We start from the raw sequence: 20,301 nt of genomic DNA, 5'->3' as shown, positions 1-20,301 counted from the left end.
GGTTTCCTCTCTAGCGATCGCAAAGTCGCGCTAGATAACTATAAAGTTTGGATAAAAACTGCTCGAAATACACCCAATCTATTTTTAACTTAATTATTCTCTATTTGAAACCTTATTTTTACTGAATTTATCTACAATGTTTGACTTGTATTCTACCCCAATTCACGTTAAAATAAGAGTTATTTCGGTTTTTTGTTATTCTCTGAAAGAATAATTTAGTTCTTTTTATTAGCGATCGCCTTTTTTGCCAAGGAAAGTGCGATCGCGTCAATTTCTCCCACTAGGCGATCGTTAGTCCAATTGTTAGCTAAATGTGCCGCGATCGCGCATCCTCCCGCCCCCACTCCTTCTTTCACATAACCTCTCTCGTAAGCGCGAAAATTCTCAAAATGAGAGTGCGTAAAACTTAGTTGAGTTGCTAAAAGAGGAATATTTCCCATTGCTTCAGCCAAACCCACAGTATCCCCCGTTGCATCTTCTGCGACCCATCGCGTGGTTCCTACGACGATTCGTTTCCGTTGCCAGGGTAATGAATAGGTTCTGGCGATCGCCTCCAATAGTGCATAAACCGCTAACATTTGCGTCCCTCCTGCCAATAAAACCCCACAATGACGACTGGCCGCGATCGCCATCCCTGCAACAGCAATTTGCATGGGATCTCCCACAGCAGCCACTAATTGAAGAGGATCGCTTTTATCAGAGATTTGTTTTAATCCTTGCTGTGTAATTTCTCGCTTTTGTAAGTGATTGCAACTGGGATGAGAACTATTCACTTTTCCTTGTGCTTCAATCCCTAATCCTGTTAGAATACTTAACGCCGTTGTCGTTCCTCCGACGACGCATTCTCCAATAATTAAATAACTTTCTGGCAATTGTTTGGCGAGTTTTTCTCCCCAAAATAAACCGCGATCGAGCAAATTTTTCACCGTTGATAAAGGCAGGGCTTTTCCCGTAGAAACACACCTTGCAGGCTGTCCTCCTAGGGCGATCGCGGGGACGGCTGGAGGTTGGGGTAAACCCGCATTAAACAGCCAAATTGGGATGTTTAGTGCCTCTACTATCGCCCGAGAAATGAGGACGGGAGAAGCGCCAATATGAAGGGGAGGGAGAGGATATTGCGGATTGGGTTTGACCCCATTTACGAGAAACTCAGCATCGGCGATCGCGGTATATTTTCGGTCTTCAGGAGTTGCCCCCGCAGCAGAAATGCCTTCAATCAATCCTGTTTCTGTAAAGCCTAAAACACAAGCAAAATAAGGCAATTTTCCGCGATATTGCTTGAGCCAGGTTTCTCCCTTTTCTGGTTGAGTGTAAATTTTTATCAAGTTTATTTCTGGTTATTTATTTTTAACTGTAGCAAGCAATACTCCGGACAGAATTAAGAGGCAATTTAATTGAATTATAATGTAAAGCGATCGTGTTTATCTCGCAACCATTTTTTTTAGATCGAATTGAGTTTGTTGATAAAGATATTGATAGGCTTCATCTCCTACTTTTACTTGCCATCCTCCTGAAATACAAGCACGAATTGCTTGCGATAAATTATCAGTACGAACAATTAACATGATGGGATTAAATCCTTCATCAATTAATATTTGAGCATTGTGCTTAAATCCTCTCAAAGTTTTTGCATCTCCTGAACCTAAACGATACTTTGTATCAATTGCATCATTCGCGATCGCAAGATCGTAACTGGTATTATGAGGCTCTTGAAAGCGATCGCAAGTTAATTGACATAATTCTTTAACCAGACGTTCCCAACACGCACCTAGTTCTCTCCCCCAGTACTGACGGTTATTACTTTTCATTTCTTGGGTTAAACCAAAAACACGCATTAGATCGTCCTCTGCTGAAGATTGTTCGCTAAAAACTTTCTCTGAGAAAGATTCACTATATTTGGTTAGAATAGTTTCTAATGAATTTTCTATCTCCTTGGAACTCATTGCTCTCCTTTGCTTAAAACAACAACAGTGTCATATTTAATAGTCCCTGCCCAATCGACATTTCTAGGCAAATTGAGTCGGCGATTTTTTAATAAAAGATGAAAGGAAAACTCTTTCTTAAATCCAATCTCTAGAGCTAAATCTGTTAAAAGATCGGCTACGGGAATTTCGACTCCACAAATTTTGCTAATATGACCGATCGCAAAACAATAATATCCGCCAGAATTAAGATGAGTAAAACAACTTTGAAAATGCTCTTTCATCTCTATAAAGTATTTATATACGACTCTTGCCCTTAGTTGATTTTGCCCTTTACTCGCTTTATATTTCTGTCCTGTATAAATTTCTTCAATTAGGCGATCGAGGGGAATATAACCTGTATGACCTAATGCTTGATATTCTTGTTTAACAATTCTTTCCGTACCAATTTCACAAGAATACAAATCTAATCGTTCTTTATTTGTTTTGACTAAATCCAACCAATGTAATTCAAATTTGCACGCCCAAATATAATCAATTGCATTAATATATGGTGGAGATGTAATAATCGCATCGATCGGAAAATTTCCGCTAATTTTCTTAGCATCTTTGCAAGATAATTGTTTGGCACGCTCCAAAGGATAATTTAACAAATATTGCCATTCTCCAATCGCTTCTAAGGTTTTATCTAAATAAAATTTAAAATACTTAAATGTATCTTCACGAGAACGCTGGGGGATATCTTTTACATGAGAACGTTTTGCCGCTAAAATCATGCCATCATTCATATCTGATGTCTTTCTAACAGTAGCAGCAAAAACAAGCCAGAGAAGAGGCTGAATAGTTTTAGCAGCTAAATGAATAGATTCTTTGAGAATTTCTAACCCCTCTTGAACAGGTTGTTGAAACCAAAAATCTCGATTAGAGAATTGTACGGTTTCAGGGGCAGTTTTGCGATCGCGTGCATTTTTAAGAATATTTAAACTAACTTCTTGGACTTCAGCAAGATTAAAATGTGTTGTTTTCACTTGACAAATTAACCGACTATGTGGATTATAATCCAACCAATAAACCGATGCGCCATAACGCAAAGTTTCTAGAATTGTTGTTCCAGAACCTGCAAAAGGTTCAAGGATTGTACAGTTTTTAGTCCCATATTTTTGTAGAAACCAACGCGGAATTTCTGGAATAGATTTCGCGGGTTGAAATCCAAGAGAGTAGATTTTTAAAGGAGATTTGCGATCGAGAGAAATAAATGTATTTTCTGGTAGATCGACAGGAATATCCCCTTCAATATATTGATAAGTTTCGCGATCGCCAGATGAGATCGGTTCAAAAAGTGAAAGTTGTTTCATTTATCTATCGAAATAGCAACACGGGAAGATTGATACGGCGCAAAATTTGGGTCGTTGTGCTACCAATAACCAGATAGCGAATGCGTTTATGGCCATAAGCACCCATCATCAATAAATCAATATTGTTATTTTCAGCATACTGCGCGATCGCCACCTCTGAATTCCCTGCTATTAACTGGCATACAGGATTAAATCCTCCCGCTTGTGCCTGTTTTTTTGCCTCATCGATGCGGGCGATCGCTGTTTCATCTTTGTCACTTTTAGCAACTATCAAAATATAGAGTTCTAGCCCTTGAAATACAGGAGAATCGATCAGAAATTGCAGCATTTTTTGACAACTGGGACTGCCATCATAAGCCAGTAAGAGACGTTTAATAGCAGTGAATTTTGCCGATGTTACCAAACAAGGTTTATAACTAGCACGAATAATTCGTTCCACATTACTCCCCAAATGTCCGGCGGCAAATTCAGCCGTTTCTCCCCGTTTTCCTAAGATAATTAAATCTGCTTCGGCTTCAAGGTGATACGCATAATCCACTAAAGAACCTGTTTCATGAATCGACTTAACTGCCTTGACCCCCTTGCTTGTTAATATCTGTTTGGCCTCTTGTAGAATTAACTTAGCTTGTTCGTGGTCTAACTTGGCTTTTTCATGTTCTAAAGCAACCAATTGATCCAGTAGCGATCGCGACGCACCAGCCCGCAGACTACCGCTAAAATTTCTTGCTTCCACAGCCGCTTTTTTGCGGGCATCTGTCACGTAAAGTACATCTACAGTTGCCTCTAAGCGAGTAGCAACCCAAGCCGCATATTCATAGCTACCCTGGGAAAACATAGAACCATCAGTACATAATAAAATTCGTTTCACAATCCTCGATCTCCGTTAATGATTTGCCATTTTTTCTAATGCTTTGGGATCGTTGTGAATGGCTAATTTATCCACCAAAGCCGCACTAGCTTCATTCAATCCCATTAATTCTACATCTGCCCCCGTGCGGCGAAATTTAAGCATGATTTGGTCGATCGCCCCCACAGCAGCTTGATCCCAAATATGGGCATGGGTAAAATCTAGAGTTACTTTCTCCATTTCTTCGTGAAAATCAAATTGTTCCAAAAGATCGTCGATCGCCACAAAGAAAATTTGCCCGCCAATACTGTAAGTTCGATGTAATCCATCCTCGCTGAGGGTGCGATCGACAAAGACAACTTTAGCCACCTTGCGAGAAAAGAATACCGTACTTAAGGCAATGCCAACAACCACACCGATCGCCAAATTATGACTTAAAATTGTTACGAGAACCGTTGTCACCATTGCAGCCGTTTCACTGCGGGGGATTTTGCGGATCTGAGTTAGGGATGACCAGTTAAATGTCCCGATTGAAACCATAATCATAACCGCAACCAGCACCGCCATCGGAATTTGTTGCACCCATGTTCCTAGCGCTAACATAAAAAAGAGTAGAAAAACTCCCGCACTAAAAGTAGAGAGTCGCCCTCGTCCGCCAGATTGAATGTTAATCACAGACTGTCCGATCATGGCACAACCTGCCATTCCCCCAAAGAAACTGCTGACAATATTGGCGATCCCCTGTCCCGTCGCTTCTTGGTTTTTATCGCTGGGAGTATTGGTTAGATCGTCCAGTAAGGAAGCCGTGAGTAAGGATTCTAACAAGCCTACAACGGCGAAGGTTATCGCGTAAGGAAAAATAATATTCAGTGTTTCCAAGTTTAGCGGCACTTGAGGTAGGGAAAAAGGCGGAAAGGTACTCGGTAACTCTCCCATGTCTCCCACTGTTGGTACGTCGATTTTTGCAAAGATAGAAATTGCCGTCATCGCGACGATCGCCACCAAGGGGGATGGAATTACCGTGGTCAAGCGCGGCAGTAGATAAATAATCCCCAAAGAGGCAGCCGTAATGAAATAGACTGCGATCGGCACATTAGTTAGTTGCGGCAATTGTGCTAGAAAAATCAAAATAGCTAAAGCATTCACAAAACCCACCATCACTGCACGAGGGATATATTTCATCTGCCGCCCAAGTTTCAGCCAGCCAAAGATGATTTGCAGAATGCCCGCTAATATTCCTGCGGCAAACAGATACTCCAATCCATGGTCTTTAATCAGGTATACCATTAACAGCGCCATTGCCCCCGTTGCGGCGGAGATTAATCCCGGTCGTCCCCCCACGATCGCCGTTACCATCGCAATAATAAAAGACGCATATAGCCCTACTTTCGGGTCAACCCCAGCAATAATCGAAAAGGCGATCGCCTCGGGAATAAGAGCCAGTGCGACCACCATTCCTGCGAGAAGATCGGCGGGAATGTTTGCAAGCCAATCTTGTTTGAGTGTTCTAAAATTCAATGGGTCTCCCGTCGTGCCATTACAATACCGAATCGCTCAATCCTTAAGAAAAGTTTACGTTCGGTGCGAGTTTAATTATCCATTGCCCCTGGATGCTTGGCAACCCAGCGACCATCAGTTTTATAAGTGAGAATGCCTCGGTAGGGGTTTGGTCTCCAAACCCTCCGGTAGGGGTTTGGTCTCCAAACCCTATTAATATCCCTATTAAGATAAAGTGGCCTTCATTTGCTATAATTAGGCACGGCGATCGCTGCAACAGGGATTCTCTCCCCCTCCTTTTCCCATATCCTCAAAATTACAGGGGTGCATCCCGAAATAAAAATCTCTTCAGAAGTCGATAAGAACTTCATCTAGTCTTTTGTGCTATAATTTCTGAAGATTTTGCTATCGAGGGGTGAAACTCACGCTCCTAACTCAAATTTGAGGGATTCCCATGACAGACAATTACGGCGACGATCAGATTCAGGTACTCGAAGGTCTAGAGGCCGTTCGCAAGCGACCAGGGATGTATATTGGTTCTACCGGTCCAAGGGGACTGCACCATCTGGTCTACGAAGTTATAGACAACTCTATCGACGAGGCACTAGCGGGGTATTGTACCCATATTGAAATTGATATTAATGCCGATGGTTCCGTTACCGTTACCGATGATGGTCGAGGAATTCCCACGGGTATTAATTCCAAAACTGGAAAGTCTTCCGTTGAAACTGTTATGACAATTCTCCACGCTGGGGGAAAATTTGGCAGTGGTGGCTATAAAGTCTCTGGAGGATTACATGGGGTTGGCGTTTCCGTCGTCAATGCCTTATCTGAATGGGTTGAGATTAAAGTTTGGCGGGAGAATAAACTCCATACCCAACGCTATGCCAGGGGAATTCCTCAAACCGAGTTAATGGCCACTCCCAGTCAAGAAAAAGACCGCACGGGAACTTCAGTAACTTTTCTCCCGGATGCCCAGATTTTTAGTGAAACGATAGATTTTGACTATCAAACTCTCACCGGTCGGGTGCGAGAATTGGCCTATTTGAATGCAGGAGTTAAGATATCTTTTGGCGATCGCCGTCCAGGGGAACCCCGCAGCGAATCTTACTGTTATGAAGGAGGAATTAAAGAATATGTCGCTTATATGACGCGAGATAAAACACCTTTGCACGAAGATATTATTTATGTTGAAGGGGAGAAGAATGGCGTACAAGTTGAAGTTGCCCTGCAATGGTGTATTGATGCCTACAGCGATACAATTCTAGGCTTTGCCAATAACATTCGCACGGTGGATGGTGGGACGCATTTAGAAGGTTTAAAAACCGTCCTGACTCGTACCATGAATACTACTGCTCGCAAGCGCAATAAAATCAAGGAAAATGAATCAAATTTAGGGGGGGAAAATGTACGAGAAGGGTTAACAGCCGTAATTTCTGTCAAAGTTCCCGATCCGGAATTTGAAGGGCAAACTAAAACTAAATTAGGGAATACCGAAGTCCGAGGAATTGTTGATTCTTCTGTCGGGGAAGTTCTCAACGAATATTTAGAATTTAATCCGCAAGTTGCTGATGCCATTATTGATAAAGCAATTCAGGCTTTTAAGGCCGCAGAAGCTGCCCGTCACGCCCGCGAATTAGTCCGCCGCAAATCGGTTTTAGAATCCTCTCCTTTACCTGGTAAATTAGCAGATTGCAGTTCTCGCGATCCGGAAGAATCAGAGATTTATATTGTCGAAGGAGATAGTGCGGGAGGTTGCTTGGCAGGCGATACAGAGATTATTTTAGCTGATGGGAAAACAAGAATTACTCTACAACAAATTGTCAAGGAACAAGCAGGAGGAAAAGAACATTTCTGTATTACTCAGGGGCGTAGTAATATTATTGGTAAAAAGGGACGTATTATTAACGCCCGAAAAACAAAAGAAAATGCTGAGGTAATTAAGTTAACTTTGAATACTGGAAAAACAGTAACCTGTACACCAGATCATCGTTTTATGTTGCAGGATGGAAGTTATTTAGAGGCAAAATCTCTAAAACATGACCACATCTTAAAAACCATTCCACGATTCATTGATGATTCTGTATCTCCAACTGGAAAAGTCAATCAAGTCCCACCAGAAGCGATGCCGCGTGTTGATAAGATTGAATATTTGCGAGAACGGATGGATGTTTATGATATCGAAGTACCAGGAACAAATAATTTCTACTTAGCAAGTGGTGTATTCGTTCATAATAGTGCGAAACAAGGACGCGATCGCCGCACCCAGGCGATTCTTCCTTTACGAGGAAAAATCCTCAATATTGAAAAAACCGATGATGCCAAAATCTACAAAAATACGGAAATTCAATCCTTAATTACCGCCTTGGGTTTAGGTATCAAAGGAGATGAATTCGATGTATCACAATTACGTTATCATTATGTGATAATTATGACTGATGCTGATGTAGATGGCGCTCACATACGTACCTTGCTTTTAACTTTCTTCTTCCGCTACCAACGAGATTTAATCGACCAAGGTTATGTTTATATTGCCTGTCCTCCCCTGTATAAACTGGAACGAGGACGCAATCATCAATATTTGTACAGCGATCGCGAACTCAATGCGGCGATCGCGGAATTTCCCTCTAACGCTAACTATACCATCCAGCGTTTTAAAGGATTAGGAGAAATGATGCCCAAACAACTGTGGGAAACTACCATGAACCCGGAAACTCGAATGTTGAAGAAAGTAGAAATTGAAGATGCTGCGGAAGCCGATCGCATTTTCACCGTTTTGATGGGCGATCGGGTGGCACCTCGTCGTCAGTTCATTGAAACCTACGGACCGAAATTAAATCTCACGGACTTAGATATTTAGGTTTCTTTTGCATCATGTAGAGGCGTTTTCTTTGAACGTCTCTACAAGAACAAAAACAATCATTAAAATCATCTCGAAATTCAGATGGAAGGATTTTCCATGCCTCTCTAATTACACCATATTCATCGTATAAAACTTTATTTCTCATCTCTCTTGTATTCTTAATCGATCTAATTCTTCTTGGTAATACAATTCAACTAAACTTTTGAGAACTTTGTCACGATCGCAACTTGCAAAAACACGAAGAAAAGTAACGATTTTTTGAGAAAAAATGGGATCATCTACAAAAAACAAGAAAATTTTTAGTTTTGCATTGACTTTTAATAAATACAATGAGGGTGTATAGCTTAATAATTTTATACCTCGCACTCGTTTGATCTTTTGGATGAAAGATTTCAAGTTTCCCTCTTCAAAAAAAGTATCAATTTGTTCCAGTTTCCGTTTCACAATTTTGCGATCTTGTAAGGATAGTTTTTTTAGATCGGTGTCAAAAGATTCAGCAATATTGACAACAATTATTTTTTCCTCAAACTCCAAAGATAATTGTTCCGAACGAGATTCTACAAACATTCCCTTGTTACTCCTAGCGATCGCGCTATATTTAGCAAAATTTTAGAAATTTTCCCAATATACCTCAGTATATCGCGATCGCCCTTGCCAAAAACTCCTTATCGAGAGAAAATTTCCGGACTGGATGCGCTACAACTGGTAAATAGGCACAACCTCCCACATAGACCGAAATATGGTACTGGTCATCCTCGATCTCGATGGGGACTTGCAGCAAGGTACGGCTGTCACCCTAGAAATACGGTCAGAAGACAACGTTCTTTCGACCCAAACTCGCACTAAGGGCAGTTTACCTCCAATGCCCGATTTGTTGCTACAGTACCGTAATTGGCAATCCTTGTATCATAATCTTTGGTTTGTCGGCCGTCTTGAAGAGACAGAAAACCAGATTTTTCAAGGATCGCCTCGAGAATTAGACTTGGCCTTTCGACAAACTTCAGAACACTTAGTTATTCAATTTAATCAATGGTTGCGATCGGACTCCTTTCGATCGCCTCGAGAAAAATTACTGGAAAAACTTTCTCCTCGCGCAGAAATTCGCGTTATTTTCCAAGTTGAAGATACTATTATTCGCCGTCTTCCTTGGCATTTATGGGACTTTTTCGATCGCTATCCTCAAGCAGAATTAGCATTGAGTTCCCCCGCTTACGAACAAGTTGAAACCCAATTTAAACACCGAGAAACCGCCAGAATTTTAGCGATTTTGGGACATTCCCAAGGCATCGATATTGAAAGCGATCGCCATCTTCTCGCAGAACTCCCCGATACGGAAACTATTTTTTTAGTTGAACCTTCTCGCAAACTTCTTTATCAAAAACTATGGGATGCAGAAGGCTGGGATATTTTGTTTTTTGCCGGACATAGTTCTAGTTATCAAAATGGCGAAAAAGGCTATTTAGAGATTAATAAACAAGAGAAAATTGATGTAGGAGAAATGACCCATGCCTTAAAAAAAGCAGTCAAACAAGGGGTAAAAATAGCCATTTTTAACTCCTGCGATGGATTAGGATTAGTACGACAATTAGAAAGTTTGCATATTCCTCAAACTATTGTGATGCGAGAACCCGTCCCCGATCTCGTTGCTCAAGAATTTTTAAAGTATTTTTTAAAAGCATTTATAAAAGGAACATCTTTGTATTTAGCAGTCAGAGAAGCACGAGAACGCTTGCAAATTTTAGAAGATCAATGCCCTTGTGCTTCTTGGTTGCCAGTCATTTGTCAAAACCCGACAGAACTGCCGATTTCTTGGCAACAATTAATTGGGGGAGAGGCAAGAGAGAAAAGGCAACAGGCAACAGGCAATGGGGAAGAGGTAACAGAGAATAGGGAAGAGGAAAGAGACACTAAGAAACAATTATTTCTCCCTTGTCCTTATCAAGGATTATCGGCATTTTCTCAGCAAGATGCACCGTTCTTTTTTGGACGAGAAACGACGATTGAAAAGTTAGTGTATGCTGTTTATACTAAATCTTTAATTACAGTAATTGGTGCTTCGGGAAGTGGCAAATCTTCTGTCGTCTTTGCGGGAATGATTCCTGAAATTAGTGAAGATACTATTACGATCGCATTTCGTCCAGGCGATCGCCCTTTTAGAAGATTAGCGGAACAGTGTATCGATCGCCTAGAACCTCAACTCAAGGAAACAGAGAGACTCATTGAAATCAATAAACTTGCTACTGCATTAATTGAGAGAAAAATAAACTTAGACCATCTTAGCGATCGCTTTTTACAAAAGGATTCAGAAAAACGTCGTTTTTTGTTATTTGTCGATCAATTTGAAGAAATTTACACCCTATGTGCGGATCGAGAAATGCGGCAGAATTTTCTACAACTCCTGATTGAACCTTTACTGTCCCATGCAGATTTGAGTTCTCAAGCGATTAATATGCAATCGCGACTTACGCTCCTTTTAACATTAAGAGCAGATTTCTTAGAACGCGCCCTTTCCTATCGTCCCTTTGCCGATCTTCTCTGCCAATATTCTCCCGAACTTTTACAACCTATGAACCGAGAAGAATTAAGGGAAGCAATTGAGAAACCTGCACAAAAATTAAAGGTTAAAATTGCCCCAGGATTGAGCGATCGCCTTTTAGATGCTGTTGGTGAAGAAGCGGGGAATTTACCTCTCCTTGAATTTGCCCTGACTTTGCTCTGGGAGAGGCAGGAAGAGGGTGTTTTAACTCATAAGGCTTACGAGGACATTGGGGGGGTAGAACGGGCATTAGCGAGTCATGCAGAGCAGTTTTATCAGTCCTTAACCCCCGCAGAAAAAGCGCGATCGCAGGACATTTTTCTGCAACTCGTTCATTTGGGAGAAGCGATCGCCGATACCCGCAGAGTTGCGACCCGTCAGGAATTGGGAGAAGATTGCGATACTTTATTGCAAAAACTCGTAGAGGCACGTTTAATTGTGCTTACAAACGCAAACATCGGACGAGATACCCCCCCCATCATAACCGTTGAATTAGTCCACGAAGCCTTGATTCGCGTGTGGGATCGCTTGCAACAGTGGATCGAAGACGATCGCAGCTTTCGCACCTTTCAAAATCGCCTGCGTATCCATGCGAAGGACTGGATTAATGCGGAGGAAGAAGAAGGAATGCTCTTATACGGTACCCCCTCATTAGAAGCGCAACGTTGGTATAAAGAAAGAGAACAGGATTTAAGTTTCCAAGAAAAGCGTTTTATTGAAGCCAGTTTGGCCTTTCAAGAACGCGATCGCCGCGATCGCAACTCCCTGAAACAGCGTTTATTGGTCTTTTTGGTCGCAGGACTCAGCGTTTCCTTAACTTTGACCGCGATCGCTTTATGGCAATGGCATCGTGCTACAATTGGCAATATCGGCGTGAAATTAAACGCCCTCAGTACGGCATCAGAGCAGCTTTTTGCCTCTGAAAAAGAACTCGAAAGTCTTGGGGAGAGTATTCGTGCCGCCCGATCTCTGCAATCCTCCCGAGAAGTCAACCCTCACGATCGCATCCGTGCAATTGCAGCATTACAACAGTCGGTTTACGGTGTGAAAGAATACAATCGCTTAGAAGGTCACGAAGCAACAGTTATTGATGTTACTTTTAGTCCAGATGGTCGTTTTCTCACTTCAGCCAGTGACGATAATAGCGTGGGTTTATGGCAAAAAGATGGCAAATTATTAAAGGTTTTAAAAGGACACCGCGATCGCGTCCGAGGAGTTGCTTGGAGTCCAGACGGCAATCTGTTTGCTTCTGCAAGTTACGATGGGACTATTCGGTTATGGCAGCGAGATGGCATTCCTAAAGCCACCTTACACGGTCATGCCGACAAAGTGACCGCAGTGGCGTTTCATCCCGACGGCCAGCATTTAGCCTCCGTGGGTAGCAATGGCGCGATCGCGATCTGGAGTCGCGATGGGGAACTGATGAGAATCTTTCAAGGACATCAATCCTGGTTGCAAGATATTGCCTTTCATCCCGAGGGCATAATGTTAGCCTCCGCAGGTAGCGATCGCCTGATTAAACTTTGGGATTTAACGGGAAAACACCTCGCGACTTTCTCGGGACATAACAGTGCAGTGAATAGTCTCGACTTTAGTGCCGACGGTCAATTACTGGCTTCTGCGAGTAGCGATGGTCGCGTTAAATTATGGCATCCCGATGGGGCGATCGCGGCAAGTTGGGAAGCACACGAGGCTAAAATCTGGGCGATCGCCTTCAGTCCCAACGGTCAAACCCTCGCCACTGCAAGCGCCGATCGCACGGTGAAACTTTGGAATTTGCAGGGAGATTTATTAGAAGTTTTTGCCGGACATAATGCCCCGGTTTATGGTCTCAGTTTCGATCGCAACGGTCGCACTTTAGCATCTGCAAGCGGCGATACCAGTATTAAATTTTGGCATCCCGTCCGTCGTTCTTTGGTCGTCCTACAGCATTCTACTCCTGTGAGAAACGTTCGCTTTAGTCCCGACGATCGCAGTTTACTCACCTCAACTTTTGCAGGGGATATCCTTTTATGGCAGCCTAACGGTCAATTGTTGCAGAGATTGACAGACAAACCCCTCGATCTCAAAGATGTGAGTTTTGCACCGGATGGAAACGCGATCGCCTTAGCGGGAGAAGATGGCACGATCGAGGTGAAAAACCGCGAAGGGAAAGTATTGCAAACATTACAAGGACATATCGGAGCTGTATTGGGAGTAAGTTTTAGTCCCGATGGCAAAGCGATCGCCTCGGTCGGGAAAGATGGTACGGCACGAATTTGGGACAGAGAGGGCAATTTATTGCAGACATGGCGCGGAGAGGGAGGAGCCCTGCGACGGGTACAATGGAGTCCAGATGGTTCTGGGTTGGCGACGGCAGGAGAGGATAATACGGTCAAGATTTGGTCTTGGAGGACGAGTTGGGGGACATCTTCAAGGGAGGGGTCATCCCAGCAGCCAGCAACCCTTACAGGACACACCAGCCATATTTGGGAGGTCGCTTGGAGTCCAGATGGTCAGAGAGTTGCGTCGGCAGGAGATGATGGTACAATCGCACTGTGGCACAAGCAAAACTACAATGGATTTCCTTCTCAGCCTGAGAAAATTTTGCGAGGACATTCTCATAAAGTAAAGACAGTCATGTTTAGTCCGGATGGAACATTTTTGGCATCGGGAAGCGATGATGGAACTGTGAAATTATGGAGTTTGGAGGGAAATTTATTAACAACATTTCAAGGTCATAAAAATAGCGTTGAAAGTTTGAGTTTTAGTTCTGATGGCAAAACTTTAGCATCTGCTAGTCGAGATGGAACTGTAATTTTATGGAACTTAGATTTAGAGGATTTACTACAAAAAGGTTGTTACTGGATGAAAGATTATTTACGCACCAATGAAACTTTGCGCGATCGCGATCGGGCTTTATGCAGCGATTTTGCCATGAGAATTAACATCAAATCCAAACAACGCTAATGTTACCAGAAAGAGAGACAAAAAATTAGGGCAAAAAAATTAGGATAGGAGGATTAGGCGATCGAATTATCTTATGATGGACTATTTATGATTAATCACGCAGAAGGAGGATTGCTAGGTGGAGAAGAACTTTGACCATTACTACCATTACTATTCGAGTTTGGGGAAGGGCGATCGCCACCGGACATGAGATCGTTCATAGCTTCATGGAGTGCTTTTGGATCCATAAAAAGAACTTTAGTATTGGGACTCGTTCCCAATTTTTCATTCGCATCAACATAACGTTGAGCAATTAAATAAGTCAGCACTTCTTGCGCGTTGGGTTGGTTTTGTAAGGCTTCCGATATCATTTGAATCGATTGTACCGTTCCTTGAGTTTCTAAGATAGCCGCCTTTTTCTTACTTTCCGCAGCACGTTCGACCTCGAGAGAATCCATAACAGTTTTAGAGAGGGCAATTTCTCGCACTTCAATGCGCGTTACTTTAACACCCCAATTTCCTGTCGCTTCATCTAATTGGTGCAATAATTTGCGGTTGATACTTTCTCGCGAGGAGTAAGTTTCATCTAAATCTAATTGTCCGATTTCAGAACGTAATGTTGTCACCACTAAATTTTCGATCGCATCTTTAATATCTTCAACGGCATAAAATGCTTTTTCTAGATCGAGGATTTGCCAATAAATCACAGCATCTATTTTCAGAGAAACATTGTCTTTACTAATGGCATTTTGTGGCTCAATTCCTAATACTTTTTCCCGAGTTGTTTCCTCAACGACAATTGAATCAAGAAAAGGAAGAACAAAATTCACTCCCGCACTAAGTTTTGTATGATAGCGTCCCAATCGTTCCACTAAAGCCTCATTTCCTTCATTGACAATTCGCATTGAGGTCAACAGCATACTGCTACTGCCCACAACCAAGGAAATGATGATATAAAAAAGAACATCCATATATCAATTATCAATCTTTACACTGAGTATAGCCTTTGGGATTGAAGGCGATCGCAATTTTAGTTTATATTAAGAACAGTAAAGTCTACAGGATGTGACGCAACTCTTGCCAATATGAAATGTATTATCCACCGTCGAGCGCAGTTCTCCGCCAGCCATCGCTATTGGTTGTCAGAACTTACAGAAGCGGAAAATCGGCTCAAATTCGGCGCTTGTAGCCGTTTTCCCGGCCACGGTCATAATTATGTTCTCTATGTTTCTCTGGAAGGAGAACTCGACCAATATGGGATGGTACAGAATCTATCCGATGTTAAGAGGGCAATCAAACAATATGTTACCCAAGATTTGGATTTTTCTTACCTAAATGATGCTTGGGATGAATTTCAGCAAACTCTACCAACTACAGAAAATCTGTCTCGGGTCATCTGGAACAGACTTTCTCCTCATCTCCCTCTCGTTAAAATTAAACTACTCGAACACCCAGAACTCTGGGCTGAATATTACGGAAACAATATGGAAGCAGCATTAACCATTAGCACTCATTTTAGCGCCGCCCATCGACTTGCTCTCGATAGTCTCAGTTATGCAGATAATTTAGAAATTTATGGTAAATGCGCTCGCCCTCACGGTCACGGGCATAATTATCATTTAGAAGTCAGCATCGTTGGGGAACTCGATCGCCGCACGGGAATGATAGTCGATCTCGGTGATTTCCAAAAAATTGTGGACGATCTCATTGTCGAACCTTTCGATCATACTTTCCTCAATAAGGATATCCCCTATTTTGCGGAAGTCGTTCCCACTGCGGAAAATATCGCCCTCTATATTGCTCAAACCTTGCAACAACCCCTTGCTGAGTTGGGAGTGGAGTTGGATCGAGTCAAACTGATCGAAAGTCCCAATAATTCGGCGGAAATCTACTGTCGCACGGGAGTGACCCAACAACAAAGCGATCGCGCTAGAGAACCTGTTTTAGCGGCTCAGTAGGCGCGATCGCTTTTAAAATAATGGCAGGAGGTGGGTAAATTCCACCTCTTCTGTTCTCGATTTCTCTCGTCGGTTTAGTTAGTATCCTTTGGAGTTGTGGCGCTATCCTGCTTGAGCTTTATGGCTTGTAACTGCTGAAGGAGAACTTCAACTTCAGCTTCTAAATGCAAATACTTGATTTGTTGATCGGTGTTGTAGGACTGCATGAGTTGAATTAAATGGGGGTTGTCGTTTTCAGGTTTTGTTAAGGTAGCCAGACCAGAGCCATTAGACATGGTTTTGTAAACTTAGTTATATATACTTATACCAATCAGTTAAGTATTGTAAACGGCTTTCGGAAAATTATTGTAGCGAATATAGCTTTTTCTTAAGATTAAGCGATCGCCTAGAGGCTGAAACCCTTTGTTAACCTGAGTGTCTGTGTGTCCTATCAGAATTTCCTATCATGCTGGATCGTCGTTCTTTTTTGCTCGGTTCTGGAGCTATATTATTGGCAGGATGCAGCGATCGCACCCGAGAGGCTCTGAAAGTTCAACTCCTCAATGGTTCTATCCCCAGGCAGTTAATCGGTGAATTTCGCTCCACCTCGGCTTCAGGACAGCCCGCAAAATTTACTCCCATCGCCCAGTTAGCGGATAATTTTAAATTATTGCAAGATTGGCAGCAGATCGCTAAGGGGGAAAAATCCATCAGTAGGTTTCCCAAGTGGGTTCCTTTCGTGGGTAATCGCATTCCACCCTCTGCTAATTTAGTTACTTTGGGGGATACTTGGCTGGCCGAGGCGATTCGCGATCGCCTGATTCAACCCCTCAAGCCGTCTCAACTCAAAGGTTGGCAAAATCTGCCCGAGTCCTTTACTCAAGTTGTCACGCGCAACAAAGCCGGGTTTGTAGACAAAAAAGGGGAGGTTTGGGGGGCTCCCTATCGTTGGGGAACTACTGTTATTGCTTATAATCACGAGGTTTTTAAAAACTTAGATTGGACTCCCCAAGACTGGGAGGACTTATGGCGAGAGGAATTGCACGATCGCATCTCAATTATTCAACAACCTCGGGAAATTATTGGCTTAACTCTGAAAAAACTCGGTCATTCCTACAATACGAAGGATTTAAAAGCAATTACCAATTTGCGATCGGAATTAGAGGCTTTAGTAAAGCAAATAAAATTTTATAGTTCGACGAATTATCTTCAGCCCCTCATTTTAAAAGATACTTGGGTTGCTGTGGGTTGGTCTACGGATATTTTACCCACTATCAAACACTATCCTCAACTGAAAGTCGTCGTTCCCAAATCTGGAACCTCTTTATGGTGCGATCTTTGGGTTAAACCTGAAAGTACCAATAATAATAATAATAATAATACAATTTCTTTGTTAAGCGATCGCTGGATTGATTTTTGTTGGCAAGATCGATCCGCACAGAAAATTTCCCTATTTAGTGATGCAGTTTCTCCCATGCTTTTAAAAGCAAAGCGATCGGATTTACCCCAACCATTACAAGAAAATTCTCCTAGATTTCCCGATCGCGCAATTATCGATAAAAGTGAATTTATCGAACCCCTTCCTCAACCCGTTTTAGCGCAATATCAAGAACTTTTTGCAGAATTAAAGATTTGAAAGCGGGAAATAAATATTAAAAAATGTTAAACGCATCGCGGCGAGATGGTTCTAGATCGACCTTACATTCATAAGTTGTATCCTGTAAACTGCAATTGTAAATCGCGAGGCATTTTGGCTGGCGATCGAAGACGCGAAGTTCGTAACCATAATCTCTTGCTGTCGTGCCAAAATGATTGACAAAACTATAGCGATCTAAATAGTCCATTTGCGACCAAAGTTGACGATTAACGAACAAATCAATTCGTCTTTTTTCTGGGAATGCTAACCAGTTTTGGACTAATTTTTTATTTTTGAATTGATCTCTTATCCACCACAAACTAGGAATTGTTAAACTTGTTTGAGAAATCGTTGTTTCCGTAATCACACCTTGTTGCTGAATGAGTTCTTCTTGTACGGAGGGATTCAAATAAGATGAATCTAACTCGCAAGTTTCTAGAGTTTGCGTAAAAAAGTCTCCTACCATTGAACCACTTTCAGCAGAATCTCCCTCATCAAGTGGTTCTGTTTCTTTTGTTTCTATTTCGGTTTCTTTTATTAGTTCTGGTGTCAATGTTTGTCCGAGAACAAATTGAGGATAAAGGAAGGAAGAAAAACTAAGACAGATAATTAAGAAAAGTTTCATGGCTCTGATTGCTCCTAATGTATTTTTAATAATAGATTCCTCAACTCCAAAGACGACGACGAGGTTTACCATTAAGACGATTGTGAGTATCTCGTAGAAGTTTGGGAATATCTAACTTTTCTGGACAACGGGGAAGACATTCACCGCAGTCGGTACAGCGATCGCCTTTTCGTCCAGGAAACCAATGTCCCGCATTTTCAAACATTCCGTAACGATATTCCCCAAAAGATTTCATGTCATAAGCAACAGTTAAATTTCGTAAGCGCAGGACTTCAGGAATATTAATTCCTTCCGGACAAGGTAAACATAAATGACACTGACTACAGCGATCTGTTCCCAATGTTTCTTTTAATTGCTTTTCCAAGCGATCGCGAATCTTGTTTTCTTCCGATGTAAAATCCTCATGGCCATCGGCAATTTTGGCAATCCCTTGAAAATCTTCTAGTTTTGCAGCACCAAAACTAAGAGTAGTAATACGGCGATCGCGCAACAAAAAGCGATAGTTAAATTCTAAGGGCGAAAAAGGTTGACATAATTGTTTTAACGTTTCCGGGGGTGCATAGAGTTGGCCGCCTTTATCCACTGGAGAAATAATAAAAACCCCTAGATCTTTTTCTCGAGCCAAGGCGATCGCGGCTTCGTTACGCTGAAAAAAATAGTAATAATGTAGATTAACAAAGTCAAATAAATCGGTCCCTATGGTCGCAAGAATCGTCTCTAAAGGCGCATGAGTGGAAAAACCAAGATAGCGTACCTTTCCCGATCTCTTAGCCTCTTGGAGAGCTTTCATGCAGCCTTGACTATTTTCAATCCATGCGAGATGTTCCGATGTATTAATACCATGAATCGCCAAACAGTCAATATAACTGAGTTTTAATCGTGCTAAAGACTCATCAATCTGCCCTCGCATTGAGGCATAATCCGGCGTTGGTGGCAGCTTTGTCGTAATATATATTTTCTCACGAGGAACAGGTAAACTAGAGACAAGAACTTGTCCCAAATATTCCTCGCTTTTGCCATAGCCGCGAGCCGTTTCAAAATGATTAATTCCCAGCGCGATCGCCTCCTCAACCATCAGTCCTAATGCAGACGGACTCGCCAAACAGCGCATTGTCCCTAACGAAAAGACCGACAAGTTTAAATTAGTTTTGCCAAATCGTCGATAGTGCATTAAAAGGGAACAGGGAACAGGGAACAGGCAACAGAGAATAGTTTGTTTGAATTAACTTTCTTTTTGGTGACGGCGAGATTGTTCGATAAAATCTTCAGGACGGATACCTGAGACAAAATCGCGGAAGGCTTGACGCTCTTCCTCATCCGCATCGCGATCGACGGGAATTGAAGCATCAACGACTACTTCTTCCATCACCCAAATAGGAGATTGAGTGCGAAGGGCGATCGAGATCGCGTCACTGGGACGACAATCAATTTCTTTTTTCTCTTCCCCTTTCGCCACACACAGAACAGCATAAAATGTACTATCTTGCAGTGCGTGAATAATCACCTTGGTTAAAGTCATCTCCCAAGCATCCAGCAAATTGCTAAAGAGGTCGTGGGTGAGAGGACGAGGGGGTTTTTGTCCCTCCAAGGCAGTAATAATCGCTTTTGCTTGGTCTTGCCCGATATAAATGGGGAGAGCGCGGCGATCGGAACCATCCTTAAGGAGTACGATAGGACTGCGCGTAACAGCATCGAGAGCAATACCCGCAACTTTCATTTCAATCATCAGAAAAATTGGGTAAAAACCCCGTCCTTATAGGACGGCTTTATATTAGTTTCGCTACCGCCTTGGAGTTGTTTAATTAGGGTGCTTTTGTATTGCACTTTTAACAGGACAATTACTGTATCTAATTAAACAACTCTGTACGCATAGCGGTTTTGCTCTTTCGAGCCTCCTATTTCTAGGGTAATGTTAGCTTCGACTCTCTTGGTCGATTGGATATGGCGAGGAAACCTCGCCATCCCTCGACCGCTTATTTGGGCTTGTTAGGTTAGCAGCACTATTTCAGTGACCTTAAAATTGTTTAACTGCTAACGACAGAGCGGGGAACTAGCTTCGCATTCCAAGGTGTCGTGACCCAAATAACGTAGTACGCTGGGTACTTAGTCTGGTCAGAATGGCTTGTCAGATTTCTCTTTCAAGCCTCACGCCTAA

The 20,301-nt window shown here is 42.3% G+C and carries 15 protein-coding genes; 4 read left to right on the top strand and 11 right to left on the bottom strand.

What is annotated here, in order from left to right; translation table 11 throughout:
* Positions 1-215: 215 nt before the first annotated feature.
* From cobT to VB714_RS08645, 5 genes are all read right to left on the bottom strand, one after another.
* Entirely contained in the window at positions 216-1,325 is a 1,110-nt protein-coding gene (gene cobT, locus VB714_RS08665) for a nicotinate mononucleotide-dependent phosphoribosyltransferase CobT (protein ID WP_323223165.1), read from the bottom strand.
* A 96-nt stretch (positions 1,326-1,421) separates the two neighbouring features.
* Positions 1,422-1,943, bottom strand: coding sequence for a hypothetical protein (locus VB714_RS08660; RefSeq protein ID WP_323223163.1), 522 nt, complete (start codon positions 1,941-1,943; stop codon positions 1,422-1,424).
* Positions 1,940-3,277, bottom strand: coding sequence for a hypothetical protein (locus VB714_RS08655; RefSeq protein ID WP_323223162.1), 1,338 nt, complete (start codon positions 3,275-3,277; stop codon positions 1,940-1,942). Before VB714_RS08655 ends, VB714_RS08660 begins: the two co-directional genes overlap by 4 nt.
* A gap of 4 nt (positions 3,278-3,281) precedes the next feature.
* The gene (locus VB714_RS08650; RefSeq protein ID WP_323223161.1) at positions 3,282-4,145 is read right to left on the bottom strand and encodes a universal stress protein; all 864 of its coding nucleotides are present in this window, start codon (positions 4,143-4,145) and stop codon (positions 3,282-3,284) included.
* 15 nt (positions 4,146-4,160) lie between these two features.
* A complete protein-coding gene (locus tag VB714_RS08645; protein WP_323223160.1) occupies positions 4,161-5,642 on the bottom strand; it encodes a SulP family inorganic anion transporter in 1,482 nt (493 codons plus the stop codon).
* A gap of 433 nt (positions 5,643-6,075) precedes the next feature.
* Here VB714_RS08645 and gyrB point away from each other — a divergent pair, with 433 nt between their 5' ends.
* A complete protein-coding gene (gene gyrB / locus VB714_RS08640) occupies positions 6,076-8,481 on the top strand; it encodes a DNA topoisomerase (ATP-hydrolyzing) subunit B (protein ID WP_323223158.1) in 2,406 nt (801 codons plus the stop codon).
* A 144-nt stretch (positions 8,482-8,625) separates the two neighbouring features.
* Here gyrB and VB714_RS08635 read toward each other — a convergent pair whose 3' ends face one another.
* The gene (locus VB714_RS08635; RefSeq protein ID WP_323223156.1) at positions 8,626-9,051 is read right to left on the bottom strand and encodes a hypothetical protein; all 426 of its coding nucleotides are present in this window, start codon (positions 9,049-9,051) and stop codon (positions 8,626-8,628) included.
* A 172-nt stretch (positions 9,052-9,223) separates the two neighbouring features.
* On the opposite strand from VB714_RS08635, the gene VB714_RS08630 reads away from it, so the two are divergent.
* Positions 9,224-13,969 carry a CHAT domain-containing protein gene (locus VB714_RS08630; protein WP_323223155.1) on the top strand — a complete coding sequence of 1,582 codons (4,746 nt, stop codon included), beginning with the start codon at positions 9,224-9,226 and terminating at the stop codon, positions 13,967-13,969.
* Positions 13,970-14,064: 95 nt separating this feature from the next.
* Here the strand turns inward: VB714_RS08630 and VB714_RS08625 are convergent, their stop codons facing one another.
* On the bottom strand, positions 14,065-14,919 hold the full coding sequence (locus VB714_RS08625; protein WP_323223153.1) for a stomatin-like protein: 855 nt from the start codon (positions 14,917-14,919) through the stop codon (positions 14,065-14,067).
* A gap of 114 nt (positions 14,920-15,033) precedes the next feature.
* Between VB714_RS08625 and VB714_RS08620 the strand changes: the two genes are divergently transcribed.
* Positions 15,034-15,906, top strand: coding sequence for a 6-carboxytetrahydropterin synthase (locus tag VB714_RS08620; RefSeq protein WP_323223151.1), 873 nt, complete (start codon positions 15,034-15,036; stop codon positions 15,904-15,906).
* Positions 15,907-15,980: 74 nt separating this feature from the next.
* Here the strand turns inward: VB714_RS08620 and VB714_RS08615 are convergent, their stop codons facing one another.
* Complete coding sequence (locus VB714_RS08615; RefSeq protein WP_323223150.1) at positions 15,981-16,181, bottom strand: hypothetical protein; 201 nt, start codon at positions 16,179-16,181, stop codon at positions 15,981-15,983.
* Between the two features lie 170 nt (positions 16,182-16,351).
* On the opposite strand from VB714_RS08615, the gene VB714_RS08610 reads away from it, so the two are divergent.
* Positions 16,352-17,521 carry an extracellular solute-binding protein gene (locus VB714_RS08610; RefSeq protein WP_323223148.1) on the top strand — a complete coding sequence of 390 codons (1,170 nt, stop codon included), beginning with the start codon at positions 16,352-16,354 and terminating at the stop codon, positions 17,519-17,521.
* A 16-nt stretch (positions 17,522-17,537) separates the two neighbouring features.
* On the opposite strand, the gene VB714_RS08605 is transcribed toward VB714_RS08610, so the two are convergent.
* The 3 genes from VB714_RS08605 to VB714_RS08595 are packed head-to-tail and all read right to left on the bottom strand — an operon-like array spanning position 17,538 to position 19,872.
* Positions 17,538-18,146: a hypothetical protein gene (locus tag VB714_RS08605; protein WP_323223146.1), complete on the bottom strand. Its 609-nt coding sequence runs from the start codon at positions 18,144-18,146 to the stop codon at positions 17,538-17,540.
* A gap of 40 nt (positions 18,147-18,186) precedes the next feature.
* Positions 18,187-19,317, bottom strand: coding sequence for an aldo/keto reductase (locus VB714_RS08600; RefSeq protein ID WP_323223143.1), 1,131 nt, complete (start codon positions 19,315-19,317; stop codon positions 18,187-18,189).
* A gap of 51 nt (positions 19,318-19,368) precedes the next feature.
* Entirely contained in the window at positions 19,369-19,872 is a 504-nt protein-coding gene (locus VB714_RS08595; RefSeq protein ID WP_323223141.1) for a bifunctional nuclease family protein, read from the bottom strand.
* Positions 19,873-20,301 lie beyond the last annotated feature (429 nt).

The organism is Spirulina sp. 06S082 (assembly GCF_034932145.1).
Classification (GTDB): domain Bacteria; phylum Cyanobacteriota; class Cyanobacteriia; order Cyanobacteriales; family Spirulinaceae; genus CCY15215.
This window is presented reverse-complemented; position numbering and strand designations above follow the sequence as displayed.

Excerpts from the sequence above, each read along its gene's own strand:
- VB714_RS08620 (WP_323223151.1), top strand. The coding sequence starts at position 15,034 with ATGAAATGTATTATCCACCGTCGAGCGCAGTTCTCCGCCAGCCATCGC.
- VB714_RS08595 (WP_323223141.1), bottom strand. The coding sequence starts at position 19,872 with ATGATTGAAATGAAAGTTGCGGGTATTGCTCTCGATGCTGTTACGCGC.
- VB714_RS08655 (WP_323223162.1), bottom strand. The coding sequence starts at position 3,277 with ATGAAACAACTTTCACTTTTTGAACCGATCTCATCTGGCGATCGCGAA.
- VB714_RS08610 (WP_323223148.1), top strand. The coding sequence starts at position 16,352 with ATGCTGGATCGTCGTTCTTTTTTGCTCGGTTCTGGAGCTATATTATTG.
- VB714_RS08660 (WP_323223163.1), bottom strand. The coding sequence starts at position 1,943 with ATGAGTTCCAAGGAGATAGAAAATTCATTAGAAACTATTCTAACCAAA.
- gyrB (WP_323223158.1), top strand. The coding sequence starts at position 6,076 with ATGACAGACAATTACGGCGACGATCAGATTCAGGTACTCGAAGGTCTA.
- VB714_RS08630 (WP_323223155.1), top strand. The coding sequence starts at position 9,224 with ATGGTACTGGTCATCCTCGATCTCGATGGGGACTTGCAGCAAGGTACG.
- VB714_RS08625 (WP_323223153.1), bottom strand. The coding sequence starts at position 14,919 with ATGGATGTTCTTTTTTATATCATCATTTCCTTGGTTGTGGGCAGTAGC.
- VB714_RS08635 (WP_323223156.1), bottom strand. The coding sequence starts at position 9,051 with ATGTTTGTAGAATCTCGTTCGGAACAATTATCTTTGGAGTTTGAGGAA.
- VB714_RS08615 (WP_323223150.1), bottom strand. The coding sequence starts at position 16,181 with ATGTCTAATGGCTCTGGTCTGGCTACCTTAACAAAACCTGAAAACGAC.
- VB714_RS08605 (WP_323223146.1), bottom strand. The coding sequence starts at position 18,146 with ATGAAACTTTTCTTAATTATCTGTCTTAGTTTTTCTTCCTTCCTTTAT.
- VB714_RS08600 (WP_323223143.1), bottom strand. The coding sequence starts at position 19,317 with ATGCACTATCGACGATTTGGCAAAACTAATTTAAACTTGTCGGTCTTT.